The 14795-nt window shown below is 58.2% G+C and carries 16 protein-coding genes; 11 read left to right on the forward strand and 5 right to left on the reverse strand.

The features are described from left to right. Positions 1–59: 59 nt before the first annotated feature. A complete protein-coding gene (locus tag RBQ93_RS11385; protein WP_320372241.1) occupies positions 60–827 on the reverse strand; it encodes an enoyl-ACP reductase in 768 nt (255 codons plus the stop codon). Further along, complete coding sequence (locus tag RBQ93_RS11390) at positions 808–1071, reverse strand: hypothetical protein (RefSeq protein WP_320372242.1); 264 nt, start codon at positions 1069–1071, stop codon at positions 808–810. The genes RBQ93_RS11385 and RBQ93_RS11390 overlap by 20 nt, the downstream gene beginning before the upstream one ends. Positions 1072–1221: 150 nt before the next feature. Between RBQ93_RS11390 and trmB the strand changes: the two genes are divergently transcribed. From trmB to RBQ93_RS11420, 6 genes are read left to right on the forward strand one after another with little or no spacing between them, the layout of a single operon-like run. Further along, positions 1222–1851: a tRNA (guanosine(46)-N7)-methyltransferase TrmB gene (gene trmB / locus RBQ93_RS11395; RefSeq protein ID WP_320372243.1), complete on the forward strand. Its 630-nt coding sequence runs from the start codon at positions 1222–1224 to the stop codon at positions 1849–1851. An 8-nt stretch (positions 1852–1859) separates the two neighbouring features. Beyond that, complete coding sequence (locus tag RBQ93_RS11400; RefSeq protein WP_320372244.1) at positions 1860–2213, forward strand: DUF4212 domain-containing protein; 354 nt, start codon at positions 1860–1862, stop codon at positions 2211–2213. After that, a complete protein-coding gene (locus RBQ93_RS11405) occupies positions 2210–3739 on the forward strand; it encodes a sodium:solute symporter family transporter (RefSeq protein WP_320372245.1) in 1530 nt (509 codons plus the stop codon). Before RBQ93_RS11400 ends, RBQ93_RS11405 begins: the two co-directional genes overlap by 4 nt. After that, positions 3739–4959 (forward strand): putative nucleotidyltransferase substrate binding domain-containing protein, encoded by a 1221-nt coding sequence (locus tag RBQ93_RS11410; protein WP_320372246.1) that lies wholly within the window; start codon positions 3739–3741, stop codon positions 4957–4959. The genes RBQ93_RS11405 and RBQ93_RS11410 overlap by 1 nt, the downstream gene beginning before the upstream one ends. An 8-nt stretch (positions 4960–4967) precedes the next feature. After that, entirely contained in the window at positions 4968–5876 is a 909-nt protein-coding gene (locus RBQ93_RS11415; protein ID WP_320372256.1) for a sugar phosphate isomerase/epimerase, read from the forward strand. Next, a complete protein-coding gene (locus RBQ93_RS11420; protein WP_320372247.1) occupies positions 5869–6453 on the forward strand; it encodes a TMEM165/GDT1 family protein in 585 nt (194 codons plus the stop codon). The genes RBQ93_RS11415 and RBQ93_RS11420 overlap by 8 nt, the downstream gene beginning before the upstream one ends. Here RBQ93_RS11420 and RBQ93_RS11425 read toward each other — a convergent pair. Then, positions 6442–7404, reverse strand: a complete 963-nt coding sequence (locus tag RBQ93_RS11425; protein WP_320372248.1) for an HD-GYP domain-containing protein — start codon at positions 7402–7404, stop codon at positions 6442–6444. The genes RBQ93_RS11420 and RBQ93_RS11425 overlap by 12 nt on opposite strands. 187 nt (positions 7405–7591) lie before the next feature. Between RBQ93_RS11425 and RBQ93_RS11430 the strand changes: the two genes are divergently transcribed. After that, entirely contained in the window at positions 7592–8101 is a 510-nt protein-coding gene (locus RBQ93_RS11430) for a cyclic nucleotide-binding domain-containing protein (RefSeq protein WP_320372249.1), read from the forward strand. Here RBQ93_RS11430 and RBQ93_RS11435 read toward each other — a convergent pair. Beyond that, on the reverse strand, positions 8098–8928 hold the full coding sequence (locus RBQ93_RS11435) for a lytic transglycosylase domain-containing protein (RefSeq protein WP_320372250.1): 831 nt from the start codon (positions 8926–8928) through the stop codon (positions 8098–8100). The genes RBQ93_RS11430 and RBQ93_RS11435 overlap by 4 nt on opposite strands. Before the next feature lie 12 nt (positions 8929–8940). Beyond that, complete coding sequence (locus RBQ93_RS11440) at positions 8941–10347, reverse strand: sigma-54 dependent transcriptional regulator (protein ID WP_320372251.1); 1407 nt, start codon at positions 10345–10347, stop codon at positions 8941–8943. A 291-nt stretch (positions 10348–10638) separates the two neighbouring features. Between RBQ93_RS11440 and RBQ93_RS11445 the strand changes: the two genes are divergently transcribed. The 4 genes from RBQ93_RS11445 to RBQ93_RS11460 are packed head-to-tail and all read left to right on the forward strand — an operon-like array spanning position 10639 to position 14706. After that, a complete protein-coding gene (locus tag RBQ93_RS11445; RefSeq protein ID WP_320372252.1) occupies positions 10639–11145 on the forward strand; it encodes a chemotaxis protein CheW in 507 nt (168 codons plus the stop codon). 53 nt (positions 11146–11198) lie between these two features. Then, positions 11199–13037, forward strand: a complete 1839-nt coding sequence (locus RBQ93_RS11450) for a chemotaxis protein CheA (protein ID WP_320372253.1) — start codon at positions 11199–11201, stop codon at positions 13035–13037. A 25-nt stretch (positions 13038–13062) separates the two neighbouring features. Beyond that, on the forward strand, positions 13063–13890 hold the full coding sequence (locus tag RBQ93_RS11455) for a CheR family methyltransferase (RefSeq protein ID WP_320372254.1): 828 nt from the start codon (positions 13063–13065) through the stop codon (positions 13888–13890). Between the two features lie 15 nt (positions 13891–13905). After that, positions 13906–14706, forward strand: a complete 801-nt coding sequence (locus RBQ93_RS11460) for an HDOD domain-containing protein (protein ID WP_320372255.1) — start codon at positions 13906–13908, stop codon at positions 14704–14706. Positions 14707–14795: the final 89 nt, after the last annotated feature.

The raw sequence follows: 14795 nt of genomic DNA on the forward strand, positions 1-14795 counted from the left end.
GCTGGCTCTGTCGCAGGCCGGCAAGATTACCGAAGATATCGTGAATGGCGGGACTCCGCTTAGATGCCGGTCACGTTGTAGCCGGCATCCACATAGTGTACCTCGCCGGTTACGCCGCTGGCCAGGTCGCTGCACAGGTAGAGCGCCGATTTGGCCACATCCTCCTGGGTGATGTTGCGGTGTAGTGGCGCCCGTTCTTCGACGGTGTTGAGAATCTGTTTGAAATCGCCGACCCCTGAGGCGGCCAGGGTCTTGATCGGGCCGGCCGAGATGCCGTTGACCCTGACGCCGTCGGTGCCCATACCGGCCGACAGATAGCGGATTGATGCCTCGAGGGCAGCCTTGGCCACCCCCATCACGTTGTAGTTGGGGAACACCTTGACGGCGCCATAGTAACTCATGGCCAGGGCACAGGCGTTGCGCCCGACCATCAGCGGCTGGGCCTCTTTCAGCAGGGCGATCAGGGAGTAGGCGCTGACATCGAGGGCTGTGGCAAAGCCCTGTCGGGTGGTGGAGAGGATGCTGCCCTTCAGCTCTTCCCGGTCGGCAAAGGCCACCGAGTGAATCAGGATGTCAAGTCCGCCCCAGCGCTCTTTGATATCGGCCATGACAGCGACGATCTCATCATCGCTGGTAACATTGCAGGGGGCCACCGTAGCGTTCAGTGACTCGGCCAGCGGGCGCACCCGTTTTTCCACGGCCTCGCCAGCGTAGGTCAGCATCAGTTCAGCCCCTTCGGCGTGAAACAACCGGGCTATGGCCCAGGCGATGCTTTTCTCGTTGGCAACCCCCAGAATCAGGGCTTTTTTATCGGTCAACAGTCCCATCAATACCTCCCTGTGTAGCTGCATTCGTCATAGCAGTAGTGTGTAGTGTTGTTTGTTGTGTCGGCTGCAGCGTGAGTTGCCGCTCAAGCTGCGTCAAACGGGTCTCAACCCGCTCTATCTGCAGAGAAAGCCGCTCCAGACGTCGCCATAGGCCGATGATCAGGATCGGGAGACTGAGCCAGACGGCGCCGAGCAGCAGCGATAGCAGCACCAGCATGATTATGAATCCGCCCAGCAGTTCCATGGCTTCTCCCTCTGCCCGCAGCTAAACAGAACAGCCTATAGCACAGCTGTGGATAAATGGCAATCAGGCGCGCTGTCTGAGGATACGGCAACGGCTGGTCAATGCAAAATACGATGAAAATGGCGGGCTGCTGTGGTACAACTCCGGCCTATGGAGACCTTGTTACCGATTCACTCGCCGCTCTTTTTAGCCGGATCCGAACTTGACGAACTGCCGGCCTGGGATATGATCTTCGGCAATCAGCATCCGCTGGTGCTTGAAATAGGCTGTGGCATTGGCGATTTTGCCGTCACCATGGCCGCTCGTCATCCTGACTGGAACTACCTTGCCATCGATTTTTACAACAAGGGCTGCCTGAAAACCTGCCGCCGTGCCGAGCGGTTCGGCCTGCAGAATATCAGGGTGGTGCGGGACGAGGCCCGTTCGTTTATCAGTCGCTGCATCGCCAAAGGGTCATTGCGGGCGGTGTTTATCAACTGTCCTGACCCGTGGCCAAAACGTCGGCAGCGCAAGCGGCGTCTGGTGAATGAGGCCTTTGTGGCAACCCTGGCCGACTACCTGATGCCGGGGGGCGATCTGTACTTCACCACCGATTTTGCCGACTACGGTATTGATGTGGCCCGGATGATGCCTCGGCAGCGCCAGTTTGAAAACGTTTTGGCGCCCGACCTGTGGCGTCATGACCTGGATCAGTATCCGCGCACCAAGTACATGCTGAAATTCATGGCCGAGGGCAGCGCTATCCATTTTGTGCATTACCGTCGTACCAACGATGGCTAGGAGGGACAATGGACCACAAGGGGACGGACCAGGGTATCAATATCTTCAGGCCGCAGTCAGGGTTACTGCGTGGCGAGGTACAGGTCATTGTCATGATTATGGCCGCCTGGCTGGTGGCGGTGGTGGGCTCCCAGGTCGCAATCTGGTACATGGAGACCACCCTGATCGAGTACTGGCTGTCGGAGATAATCTTCTTTAACCTGCCGATCCATTTCTGGCTTTCGGGCCAGTTCCTGCCGCTCTGGTTCATCCTGCTGGGGGTTGCCTTCAACCTCTGGATGGACCGCCATGAATCCCGCAAATTCGAAGGCACTATCCGTTATCGAGCCACCGGGCGCAGCAAAAAGGAGCAGCAACCATGAGCTCGTCGCCAGTCCAGCTGATACCGTTGATGATTGTTGCCGCCATGTTTGCCCTGTTTGTACTGGGGGGAATGGGCAGCAAGATGCGCCAGGCCTCTGACTACGGTTTTGCCGGCAACTACAGTGGTCGTCTGGGGAGCGGCGCCGCCATTGCCAGCAACTGGATGAGCGCCGCCAGTATCCTGGGCCTGGCCGGCCTGTTTTATCTCAAAGGTTACTACGCCATGGCCTTTGTGATCGGCTGGACCGGCGGCTATATCCTGCTGCTGGTGCTGCTGGCCACCCAGATTCGGCGTTTTGGCAAGTTTACCGCCCCCGATTTCGTCGGTTTCCGCTATGAGTCAGGTACGGCGCGTACCCTGGCTGCCCTGATCTCAATCATGATATCGATCATCTACTGCATCGCCCAGGTGCGCGGTGTGGCGCTGCTGGTCTCCTGGTTGTTCGGCATCGGCTACCAGGCCGCCGTGGTGACCGGCGGCGCGCTGGTGGTCACCTTCGTGGTGATCTCCGGTACCCTGGGTGTGGTGCGCAATCAGCGGCTGCAGTATTTTGTGCTGATCGTGGCCTTTGTGTTGCCGTTGATGTTTCTTACCAAAAAACTCGGTTATTTCTGGGTGCTGCCCCAGTTCGGCTACGGACAGGCGATCATCGATCTGCAGACCCAGTTTGGATTCTACTGGTCGGAGCCGTTTGCCACTGTTTCGCTCTACCACTGGCTGGCTCTCTGTTTTACGCTGATGTTTGGCACCGCCGGATTACCCCACGTATTATCGCGTTTTTATATGGCTCCCAGTATCCGTGACGCCCGCTGGGGGGTAGTCTGGGGGCTGTTCTTCATCTCGCTGATCTACTGGTCGGCACCGGCCTACGGGGTGCTGGCCCGTCTCTACGATGCCAAGGCAGGGCTGGCATACAAGACGCCCGACCCAGCGACCGCCGATCTGGTTACGCTGACGGCGGCCCTGCAGGGCGGCATCCCGGTCTGGGTGGTGGGGTTGCTGGTGGCCGGCGGTCTGGCGGCGGCCTTTTATGCCATCTCAGGACTGCTGCAGAACGGTGCGGCTGCCTTTGCCTATGATATTTACCCCCGCCTGATGTGCCCCTCGGCCACCGACAGTGACAAGCTGACCATGGCCAAAGGCTTCTTTCTGGTGTTGGCCGCGGCTGTGCTGGCGTTATCGCTGAAACCAGTCGGGATGATTGCTGAAACGGCTGCGGTGGCCTTTGCCCTGGCTGGCAACACCATCTTCCCCGCATTCCTGATGGGTATCTGGTGGAGCCGCACCAATGCAGCCGGTGTGGTGGCAGGCATGCTGGTGGGGGTGGCGATCAGCTTTTCAGCCCCTCTGCTGGGCGGCGTACTGCCAGTGGTTACGACCCTGTTCCCCTTGACGTCATCGGCCTTTTTGGGGGCGCCACTGGTGGTGGTGGTAATGATTGTCGTCTCGCTGCTGACTCGTCCGCCATCCGATGAGATAGTCGGCTTTCTGGCTCGCAATGTACACGACGTGAAGGATCGCTGATGGCACTGCTGCTTGCCAAGGGAGACCGGCTGGAGGATTGGCGCGGTCTTGACGAATTTGTTGCCGGCTATCGACAGGCCGCCATCCGGACGGTTGCGGCCAGGCAGCCGGAAGCGATGGGCGACCTGTTGGCGGTCATCGGGGACGAGCTGGGGATGGTTGCCGCTCAAAACCGGCAGTTCATCGAACAGTGTGACCAGCTTTCAGCACGCCTGACGTCAATCGACGATCAGGAAGCGCTGCTCACGCTTGTGGCCGGTTTCTATGAGACTGCCTATGGCCACTTCCGTCGCTTTCAGTCGCCACCGGCTTTTTTTGAGGCAGCCAATGCTTTTCTGGCTGCATTGATCGGCATGCAGGTCCGCACCTTGCGCCAGCAGGATGGTGTTGAGCTGCCACCCTTGGCCCTGTTGGCGTTGGGACCGGCAGGGCGGTTTGAATATACCCGCTTTTGCCGCGTTCAGTTGGCCTTGGTCTGGGACGGCGCAGGCACGCCAGCCGAAGACCAGCTGATGGCTGAATTTGCCGAGGAGTTGATGGCCTGGTTGCGTGCCTGCGGCATCGCCCTGGAAGAGGCCATTTCACCGCTGCAGCCTGACTGGCGCGGCAGTTTGGAACAGTGGCGTGAGCGTCTGGAGTGTGGCGTTGCTGGCAATGACAAGGGTGAACTGATTGAACTGGTGCGCCTGGTCGATCAGGCGGTCCTGGTTGATGAGCAGTGCCTGGCCAGTCGTTTCAGGGCGTTGTGCAGTGAACAGCTACGCCAGCGACCGGCCGTTGCCAATCTGGTGGAGCGTTGCACGGTTCTTTCCAACGGACTGGGGATGATGGGCGGTTTTCGTTTGAACCGTGGTGGTCCCTATCGTGGCCGTTTTGCCCTGCTGCAGCACGCCTTGTTGCCGCTGGGAGCCTGCGTGGGGGGATTGTGTCTGCACCATGATCTGGTTGAAGACGGTACCCCGCGCCGTTTGCGTGAGTTGGTGCGTAACGGTCGGCTTGATGTGGATCTGGCAGAACGTGCACTGCAGGCCTGGCATCTCTTCAGTCGTCACCGCTTAACCCTTGAATTGACCGCCTCACCCGGCCAGGATTGCCGTGATATCCTCAATCTCGATCTGGCGCTGCTGAGCCATGACGAGCAGGAACAGCTACGGACCAGCCTTGAAACCGTGGCCGATCTGCAGCGCCATCTCCACGTCAGTTTTGGACAGCAGGCATGAAGGCAGGGGTGAAACTCTCGCTCTCCAGCGGGTCGCTGTTCACCCTGCCGCTGGAACGCGCCTTTGAACTGGCTGAACAGGCCGGTTTTGACGGGGTGGAGTTGATCATCAATCAGGACTTCCAGTGGGTGAACCCGGTCAAGCTGGTGCGCAAGCTGCAGCAGATCTGTCCGATCAACTCGATCCACGCCCCTTTCATGCCGCTTGACGGTTGGGGCGGCCCGGTCGAATCTCTGTTCAATTCGATCGATCTGGCGGCCAAGACCGGTGTGCCGCTGGTCAATTTTCACCCGCCTTCATGGCTGGGGCTTGAGATTGGCTTCTGGCGCTGGCTGTACAAGATACGTGATTTTCAGAAACAGATCGGGCTTGACGGACAGGTGATGGTTACGCTGGAAAACATGCCCTGGGTCGGCGGCCGCCTCAAGGTCAACCCCAACATCCTCTCAGCCACGCGGGACCTGGTGACTTTCATCCACGATCACAACCTGTACCTGACCTTTGACACCACTCACATGGGCTCGGGCAAGGCCAACTTCATCAACGATTTTTACCTCTGTTACGAATCGGGACGGATGCGTAACGTCCACTTCTCGGACTACGGCTTCAACCGCGAGCATCTGCTGCCTGGTCACGGCCGCCTGCCGTTGACCCGTTTCTTGAATCACCTCAAACACACCGACTACCAGGGCTGCATGACCCTGGAGGTGAGCCCCCATGAACTGCCCAAGGACGAAGAGGTGATCCTGGCCGCCTTGCGGGAAATCCAAACCTATATGCGCGTCGAGACCGGTATGCTGCCGGCATCGGCCATGGAACAGTTCGAGCCGATCCATCCGCTGGAGATCGAGGACGAGACCCTGGCCGAGCCTTCGGACCGCTACAGTCATCAACCCTACCGGAGCATGCATGACTGATTCCATCTTCTGGACCACCTTCGCCCTGATCTTTGTGGCTGAGCTGGGGGACAAGACCCAGCTGACCGCCATGGCGCTGGCGTTGCGCTACCCCTGGAAGCGGATTTTTGTGGGGATTGCCCTGGCCTTTGTGGTGCTCAATCTGGCAGCGGTGGCGGTGGGCAAGGTGCTGTTCCTGATGTTGCCCCGCTTCTGGGTGTCCCTGGTGGCGGCGCTCTTGTTTCTGTACTTCGGGGTAGCGACCCTGCGTAATGCCTGCGCTGACGAGGATGACGATGCACCGCCCCCCACGGCGGCCAGTGCCATGCGTACGGCCTTTCTGATGATCTTTATGGCGGAGTTGGGGGACAAGACCCAACTGGTGACCGCCAGTCAGGCCGCAGTACATTCCGCAAGCCGGATCGGGATGGTGGCGGTGTTTGCCGCGTCAACCCTGGCGCTGTGGCTGGTTTCGTTGCTGGGAATCTTTGCCGGCAAGCAGCTGGTACGCTACATTCCGGTCTGCTGGATTCACCGTGCCGCCGGCGGCATGTTCCTGCTGTTTGGTGGGGTGATGCTCTGGCAGCTATTCTTCTGACGGACTGCCGCCGACGATCTTCTTGAAGCGGGCCAGCAGGTCTGGGTTGAAGATGGAGCGGCCCTCCCGTTCCATTAGGGTCAGGGCCTCCTGGTTGCTGATGGCCGAGCGGTAGGGACGGTTGGAGGTCAGCGCGCTGTACACGTCGCAAATAGCGGTGATCTGTGCGGTGCGCGGGATGGCGTCTCCCACCAGGCTGAAGGGGTAGCCGTCGCCGTTGTAGCGTTCATGGTGGAAACGGACCGCCGCCAGCGAGATCTCACTGAATCCGCCCAGATCGCGCAGACACTCATAGCCCCGCTGGGCGTGGCGCTTGATCATGGTGTATTCGAAGTTGCTCAAGGCATCCGGCTTGTCCAAGATGGTGTTGGGGATGAAGATCATTCCCACGTCGTGCAATATCCCGCCAATGCCCACATCCTCCAGTTCATACAACGGCAGACTGTAGATTTCGGCATGGGCCAGCATCGAGAGCGAGGCCACCTGGACGCTGTGCACAAAAGTGTAATAGTCGTGCTCGACCACCGCATGCAATGAATCAAAGGCGTTCGGGTGCTGGGTGATGAAGTTCATCAGCTGTCGCACCAGGTGGCGACACCGTTCAACATCGGTCAGTTTGTCCGGGGTGGTGAACAGGTCCATCACATAGTTCATGGCAACCTGGGAGAGAATCTGGCCCTTGACCTGGGGTTGCAGGCTCTCGCTGTCCATAATCTCTGTGATGGTCTCTTCCAGAAAGCTGGCCACCGGCGCCATTTCTTCCGTACGGATGTAGAGGGTCTCGGCCCGGTTCTGTTCGAGGCGCTGCAGATCTTGGTGGGTAAGGGGACGTTCCGCCGGCTTGTAGAGCACAAAGTTGGGGCCGCTTTTGACATACAACGCCACGCTGGGGAAGCTGGCCGGGTTGATGCAAGCGGTGATGATCGGACGATATTGGAGCTGTTGAGACATTGAGGTGGCTTCTCCTCTTTTGGGTGGTGGTGCCAGGAACCTGACGGCTTTTGCTGCATGCGGCCGCTAACGTGTTAACACCGTTGTATCATAGGATAAGAGGTGGTTATGTTCAAGTGGCTTGGGGCTAACAGACCGTATTTGTTTTGAATTTCGCTGCTAAGGTTTGTGGGTAAGGAGGCGGAAAGTGCCATTACGGGATCGTTTTACTCTGGCCGGTATGGTTGAGCAGCAGCTCTCGCTGCAGGAACGCGCAACGTTACTGGAAAAAAGCCGTCTGGGCAGTGGTCTGGGTTGGCAGGAGTTGCAGTCGTTAGCTGCCTACTTTGATGCCTGGCGCGCCGATGCCGGTACTTATGTCTGTCGCCAGGGCGAACAGAGTGATTTTATGTGTATGCTCTTCCAGGGACGGGTCAGAATTGTCAAGGAGGATCTGCAGCACACCAGCAAGGAGATCGCCTCGGTGGGGCCGGGGCAGGTGGTGGGCGAGATGGCCTTGATCGACGGCGAACCTCGTTCGGCATCGGTCATTGTCACTACGCCGGTTTTGCTGCTCGTGTTAGATGAGGACCATTGTACGCAGATGGCGGACCAGATGCCGCGTCTGTGGGCTAAACTGCTGTTGCAGCTGGCAAGGACCATGAGTAAACGGCTGCGGCAGACGAGCGGGGTGCTGGCTGAGTATCTGAGCAGTTAGCCGGTGTAGCTGGCATAGAACTGTTTGACCTTCACCAGGTAGTCACGGGTCTCACGGGGCAGTCGATCGGGACGGCGATCCACATTGCCGGGGCCCCAGTTGTAGGCGGCCAGAGCTGCATCCAGATCACCGTTGTAGCGATCCAGCAGTCCTTTCAGAAACCTGGTGCCACCCATCACATTTTGTTCAGGATCAAAGGAGTTGCTGACCCCCAGGCCGCGGGCAGTAGCCGGCATCAGCTGCATCAGGCCCTGGGCGCCAGCGTGGGAGACCGCGCGGGGGTTGAAGTTGCTTTCGGCCTTGATGACCGCACGGATCAACTCGGCATCTACACCGTACTGACGCGATGCCTTCTGGATGATCGGCTCAAAAGTGGTGCCGGCAGTGGTGTCGCGCAGCAGTGAGAGCCGGCTGAGTGGTGCTGGTCCAGGCTCCTCGGCCTCCTGAGTTGGTTGTGCCGTAGTGGCAGGCATCGTCACTGATGGTGGGGCTGGAGTTCCTTGCTGTGTCTGGTTGGCCAGATAGGCCTGGATCGTTGGCAGTGTCTGCTGCGAGGTGGCGGGTAACGGCAGGGATAGGCCGCCGGATGGGGACGGCTGATCATCCAGCAGTTCCAACGAGCTGCGCAGGGTGGTCAGGCGCAGGGTCTCCGCTGCCCGCTGGATTGATTCGGGAGAACTGTCGGTCGGCACTTCACCCCGTTCCAGTGCCTGGTCAAGCCGGTTGGCAAAGGCGGCCGAGGTGGTCCGCTTGCCGTCTGCCGCTGATTGAGGCTCACGCAGCATACTTTGCAGCAGTGACAGGGTCTGAGCGGGATTTAGCGACATGGAACGCTCCCTTTAGGCATCGAACTGCAGGTTCTTTTTCTTCAGCTTTTCGATCAGGGTGGTGCGTTTCAGGTTCAGCAGGCTGGCGGCCTCCTTCTTGTTGCCGCCGGTGCGTTGCAAGGCCTGCAGGATCAGCCGGTTTTCAAAGGCATCCACTGCGCTATTCAAGCAAATGCCGTTGGCCGGCAACTCCTCAGCTTGGGCTGTTGCCGGTGCAGGGGCCGCCGACGTGCTGCGGGGCAAGGGTCTACTGCCGGGCTGGTAACGTTCCGGCAGATCATCGGGGGTGATGAAACCGTTCTCCTTGAGGGTCACCATCCGCTCCACCAGATTTTCCAACTCCCGCACGTTGCCGGGCCAGTCGTAGTTACGTAGTATCTCTAAGGCCTCCCGCGAAAACCCCTTGACCAGTCGACGTTTGTCGTGGTTGAAGCGCCCCAGGAAATGATTGATCAAGAGCGGTATATCTTCGCGCCGTTCACGCAGCGGCGGAATGGTGATTGGAATCACCGACAGACGGTAATAGAGATCTTCGCGAAAATCCTTGTTGGCCACCAACTGTTCCAGGTTACTGTTGGTGGCGGCAATGATCCGGGCGTCCACCTTCTGCGAACGGGCCGAGCCCACCGGCTCGAACTCCTTGGTTTGCAGTACACGTAGCAGCTTCACCTGGAGGTTGGCCTTCATGTCGCCAATTTCATCCAGAAAGAGGGTCCCTTTGTCGGCCATGTCGAAACGACCGGGCCGGTTGGCGTAGGCCCCGGTGAAGGCGCCCTTGACGTGGCCGAACAGCTCGCTTTCCAGTAGCTCGTCCGGAATGGCGGCGCAATTGACCGGTACGAAGTTTTTGCTGCTGCGACTGGAGAGCTGATGTATGGCCCGTGCTGCAAGTTCCTTGCCGGTTCCTGATTCTCCCTGGATCAGCACGGTCGCATTTGATTCGGCGACTTTTTCCAACATCTCAAACAAGGTCAGCATCGTGCGGCTGCGGCCAATGATGGTGGAGCAGAGGAAGTGTGGAAACTCCTCCGAGGTGGATGGTTCGCCGCTACTGGCTTGCAGGGCCTGGTATTCACGGGCCCGCATCACCACACTTTCCAGTTCGTCAAGGTTGAGCGGCTTGGGGATAAAGAGCAGCCGCTCGTTGTGCGGCAGGTTGCGTGCTGTGTCCGGCTGGTCGTACGCAAGGATCACCAGGTCAGGGCTGGCCTCCCAGGCCTTGGTCAGGATGTCGGGGCTGCGTGCCAGCAGGGTTTGCAGATCAGCGATCACCACCCGGTGCGGTTTGCTGCCAATAGTGTCAAAAATATCGTCACGCTCACCCAGTACGGTGGTGCTGTAGCCCTGATATGTCAGAAAAGCTGACACCAAATCTCTGGTCTTGCGATCATTTTCGACAATCAGCAGTTCGCTGTGCATGGCTGATAACCTGCTTTCTTGCGCAATCTTTGGTGGTAATGTGACGGCTGGCAACGCTTGGAGCATACCAGTAACTGGTCCGTAATGTCAATAATCTGACTTGGCTGGATGGGGCAGTAGGCGCAGGCGGCTGTAATCCGGCAGTAGCTGAGCGAAAAAATGGGTTTCCCTGTGCTTGCAGACTGCCGGGTAGCATGGTAGATTACAGACCAGCAACTACCAGCCGGGTCGGGGGTGTGCGCCGGACTCCGCGGCCTTGATGCGCAATAAAACTGACGCGAGGAGCCTTACATGTCAAATGCCTTGGCACCGATGAAGCTTGATGATGTCCGTAGTGGAGAGCAGGGCGAGCTGATCCAGCTGGTAAGCTTCAATCTTGCCCAGGAGGAGTATGGCGTCGATGTTCTCAAGGTGCGTGAGATTATCCGTATGCCAACCATCACCCGTGTGCCCAACACGCCCCATTATGTGGAGGGCGTGATTAACCTGCGGGGCAAGGTAATCCCGATCATTAACATGCGTAAGCGTTTTTGCCTGGCCGACGCCGAGTATGACAAGCAGACCCGTATCATGGTCATGGATGTGGGTGGAGAGTTGATGGGGTTTATCGTTGATGCTGTCTCCGAGGTGATCCGCATCTCCAGCAGCGAGATTCAACCGTCACCGGCCGTGGTGAGCAGTGGCATCGACCAGGAGTGCATTGCCGGCGTGATTAACCAGGCCGAGCGGCTGTTGGTGCTGTTGGAGCTTGAGAAGATATTCACCCAGGATGAACGTCAGCTGTTCAGTAACCTCTGATGGTTACTGGTCTTGTTCCGTTATTTACTTCATCTCACGCGTAGAGGTGTACGATGCCGATTGATTGCGAAGACCAGGAACTGCTTGAAGGTTTTTTGACTGAAACCACCGAGCTGCTGGAAAAACTGGATGACGACCTGGTCGCTCTTGAAAAGACCCCGAGCGATACTGACCTGCTGAATCAGATCTTCCGTTCGATCCATACCGTAAAAGGTGCCTCAAGCTTTCTTGGCTTTGACCTGCTGGTGCGGGTGACCCACAAGACCGAGGATGTGCTGAATCGTCTGCGCAAGGGTGAACTGCTGGTGACCCCCGAGATCATGGATGTGGTGCTTGAAGCCACCGACCTGGTCAAGACCTTGGTGGCCGACATCAAGGGCGGTGATATCGTTGACCGTGAGATCGACGAGACCGTCAACAAGCTGATCCCGCTCTTGACTGAGCAGGTCCAGCAGCCGCCTGCTGATCCGGTCGTCGAGCCGATTGCCGCAGAGGTCAATATTGAGCCACCACCCGCAGCTGCACCTTCGGCGCCTTCCGAGCCATCTGCTGCGGCCGGACAGCCGACTGCGCAACCAGAGCCTCCCAGCCCGACCGCGCCTCTGCCTCCTGCTGTTTCGGCAGCACCTGCTGCCAAAAAAACAGCTCCGCCCAAGCCCGCTGATAACAAGGGGGGCGATGATCTGTCCGACAGTTCCACCGTGCGGGTGGATGTCAAGCGGCTGGACGATCTGATGAACCAGGTGGGCGAACTGGTGCTGGAGCGTAACCGGATGATCCAGCTCAACCAGGATCTGCAGGGGGGCAGCTCTGATCAGATTCTGTTTGGCGAAGAGTTCGGCAAGCTGACCAAACGGATGAACTTCGTAACCTCAGAACTGCAGATGCAGGTCCTCAAGATGCGGATGATCCCGGTGGAAAAGGTCTTCAAGAAGTTCCCCCGCATCGTCCGCTCCCTGTCCCGCGACCTGGGTAAAGAGGTGGATCTGCAGATCTTCGGTGAAGAGACCGAACTGGACCGTTCAGTAGTGGACGAGATCGGCGATCCGCTGATCCACCTGATTCGCAATGCCATGGACCACGGTCTGGAAACGCCGGAAGAACGGCTGGCCGCCGGCAAGCCCCGTACCGGGACCCTGGTGCTGGCCGCCGTACACGAAGGTAACTCGATCATCATCAGCATCAAGGACGACGGTCGCGGCATTGACACCGAACGGGTCGGCCGCAAGGCGATCGAGAAGGGGCTGATCACCGAAGAGCAGCTGGCAGCCATGAGCCAGCGCGAGATGTTCGACCTGATCTTCCTGCCCGGTTTCTCCACCAAGGATAAGGCCTCTGACCTTTCCGGCCGCGGGGTCGGCATGGACGTGGTCAAGACCAACATCAAAAAGCTGAACGGTCTGATTGAGATCAAGAGCGAGAAGGGGCTCGGTTCCGAGTTCATCCTGCGCCTGCCACTAACCCTGGCCATCATCCAGTCCCTGCTGGTTGAGGTGGAGGGTGAGGTCTACTCGATTCCGCTCTCATCCGTTCTGGAAACCCTGCGGGTTGACCAGCGCCAGTTCCACGTGGTGGGCGGCCAGGAGGTGCTCAAGCTGCGCGAGTCGGTGTTGCCCTTGATCCGCCTGGAACAGGTCTTCAAGGTACAGCCCGCTGCTGAACGGGATGATTTCTGCTACGTGGTGGTGATCGGCGCTGCCGACAAGCGGGTTGGTCTGGTGGTGACCCGCCTGGTGGGGCAGCAGGAAGTGGCAATCAAGTCCTTGGGCAATTATCTGGCCAACATCCCTGGTATTGCCGGTTCAACCATTCTGGGTGATGGTCGGGTAACCCTGATTGTTGACCCGGTCGGCATGATTGACAGCGGTGACAACGCCGCTGCCGGCCGCTGAACGAATCTCTGAAAAGGATGTAACCGTGGCTATATCTGATAAAGATTTCGAGCTGTTGCGAGATTTCATCTATAACCTGTGCGGCATGTACTTCCACAGCACCAAGAAGTATTTTTTGGAAAGCCGGCTGACCAAGCGGATGGAGGCCACCGGCACCAAGACCGCCATGGATTATTACGCCCTGCTGAAATCGCCGCGGGGTGGTGAGGAGCTACGCTTCCTGCTGGATGAGGTCACCACCAACGAGACCTATTTTTTCCGTTGTGTCCCCCAGCTGAACGCCATCGAGACCAAGTTTCTGCCGGAGATCGTCGAGGCCAAAGGCAAGATGGGCTTCCGCAAGCTGCGTATCTGGAGCGCCGCCTCTTCCTCCGGCGAAGAGGCCTACACGCTCTCGATGATGCTGCTGGAGAAACGGGCCACCCTGCTTAAGGACTGGATCATCGAGATCGTGGGCACCGACATCAACGAGACCGTGGTCGCCCAGGCCAAGGAGGGGATTTACAACGCCTATTCGGTGCGTAACGTGCCTGATCTGTATAAGAAGAAGTACTTCAAGGAAGAAAACGGCAAGTTCATACTCTCGCCAGAGGTCAAGAAGTTCGTCACCTTCAACAAGCTGAACCTGTACGATGATACCAAGATGGTGTTCATGAAGAGTTTTGACTTTATCTTCTGCGCCAACGTGCTGATCTATTTTGACCTGGCGGCCAAGTCCAAGGTTGTCCAGCACTTCTATAATAACCTGCAGCCCTACGGCTATTTTTTCGTGGGGCAGTCCGATTCGCTGCATGGGGTAAACGACAAGTTCAAGACGATCCATTTCCCGGGCGGCTTCGGCTACAAAAAATAATGAGGGCGGCAAGCTATGGATAGACAGGTGATGTTGGAAACAGCCCGCAGCATGGTGGCCACCATAGATGACCTGCCGACCATTCCGGCGGTGGCGACCCAGGTGCTGCAGCTGCTGAACAACCCGGATGTGAATGTTGATGAAGTGGCTGATCTGATGCTGGCCGACCAGGTGATGACCGCCCGGGTGATGAAGATGGTCAACTCGCCGGTCTACCGGCCCAGCCAGGAGATTACCTCGCTCAAGCGTGCCTTGGTCTACCTCGGGCTGCGTCACATCAAGGAGGTGGCGCTCACCTCCTCCTTTATCAATGCCTTCGAAGACAAGGGCGGCGTGCTGGAGGTGGCTCCCTGCTGGGAACACGCCTTCGGGGTTGGCATGGTGGCCAAGGTGATCGCCGAAAAAATCCACTACCCGGATCTGGAAAAGGCCTACATCGGCGGCATCATCCACGATATCGGCGAGGTGGTCTTGAGTTATTACCGGGCTGAGCAGTTCGCAAAAGTGCTGGAGATGACCAGACAGCGGCCGATTAAGTTGATTGACGCCGAGGCGGAGACCTTCGGTACTACCCATGCCGAAATCGGTTTCTGTATTGCAGAGCGCTGGAATTTTCCCGAGGCCTACCGGGAGGCGATCCTGTTTCACCATGATCCCCGCGCGGCGACTTCCGATCCGGTACTCTGTGCCATCATCAACCTGGCCGACCTGTTCTGCACTGTGCGCGACTTGAACTATGGTGGTCGCTCCTGGGTGGTGTTCAATCTGGCAGAAGAAGAGGCTCTTCGTCGAAATGAGTGGGTAGCCGTGGTATAGTCGGTCATCTCATTTTGGAGGTGCCCGTCACATGCAACCCGAACAGCTCTTTGGTATGGCCCTTGGCATCGTCTCTCCCTGGGAAGTAA

This window comes from Trichlorobacter sp. (assembly GCF_034008105.1).
Lineage (GTDB): Bacteria > Desulfobacterota > Desulfuromonadia > Geobacterales > Pseudopelobacteraceae > Trichlorobacter.

Excerpts from the sequence above, each read along its gene's own strand:
- RBQ93_RS11385 (WP_320372241.1), bottom strand. The coding sequence starts at position 827 with ATGGGACTGTTGACCGATAAAAAAGCCCTGATTCTGGGGGTTGCCAAC.
- RBQ93_RS11390 (WP_320372242.1), bottom strand. The coding sequence starts at position 1,071 with ATGGAACTGCTGGGCGGATTCATAATCATGCTGGTGCTGCTATCGCTG.
- trmB (WP_320372243.1), top strand. The coding sequence starts at position 1,222 with ATGGAGACCTTGTTACCGATTCACTCGCCGCTCTTTTTAGCCGGATCC.
- RBQ93_RS11400 (WP_320372244.1), top strand. The coding sequence starts at position 1,860 with ATGGACCACAAGGGGACGGACCAGGGTATCAATATCTTCAGGCCGCAG.
- RBQ93_RS11405 (WP_320372245.1), top strand. The coding sequence starts at position 2,210 with ATGAGCTCGTCGCCAGTCCAGCTGATACCGTTGATGATTGTTGCCGCC.
- RBQ93_RS11410 (WP_320372246.1), top strand. The coding sequence starts at position 3,739 with ATGGCACTGCTGCTTGCCAAGGGAGACCGGCTGGAGGATTGGCGCGGT.
- RBQ93_RS11420 (WP_320372247.1), top strand. The coding sequence starts at position 5,869 with ATGACTGATTCCATCTTCTGGACCACCTTCGCCCTGATCTTTGTGGCT.
- RBQ93_RS11425 (WP_320372248.1), bottom strand. The coding sequence starts at position 7,404 with ATGTCTCAACAGCTCCAATATCGTCCGATCATCACCGCTTGCATCAAC.
- RBQ93_RS11435 (WP_320372250.1), bottom strand. The coding sequence starts at position 8,928 with ATGTCGCTAAATCCCGCTCAGACCCTGTCACTGCTGCAAAGTATGCTG.
- RBQ93_RS11440 (WP_320372251.1), bottom strand. The coding sequence starts at position 10,347 with ATGCACAGCGAACTGCTGATTGTCGAAAATGATCGCAAGACCAGAGAT.
- RBQ93_RS11445 (WP_320372252.1), top strand. The coding sequence starts at position 10,639 with ATGTCAAATGCCTTGGCACCGATGAAGCTTGATGATGTCCGTAGTGGA.
- RBQ93_RS11450 (WP_320372253.1), top strand. The coding sequence starts at position 11,199 with ATGCCGATTGATTGCGAAGACCAGGAACTGCTTGAAGGTTTTTTGACT.
- RBQ93_RS11460 (WP_320372255.1), top strand. The coding sequence starts at position 13,906 with ATGGATAGACAGGTGATGTTGGAAACAGCCCGCAGCATGGTGGCCACC.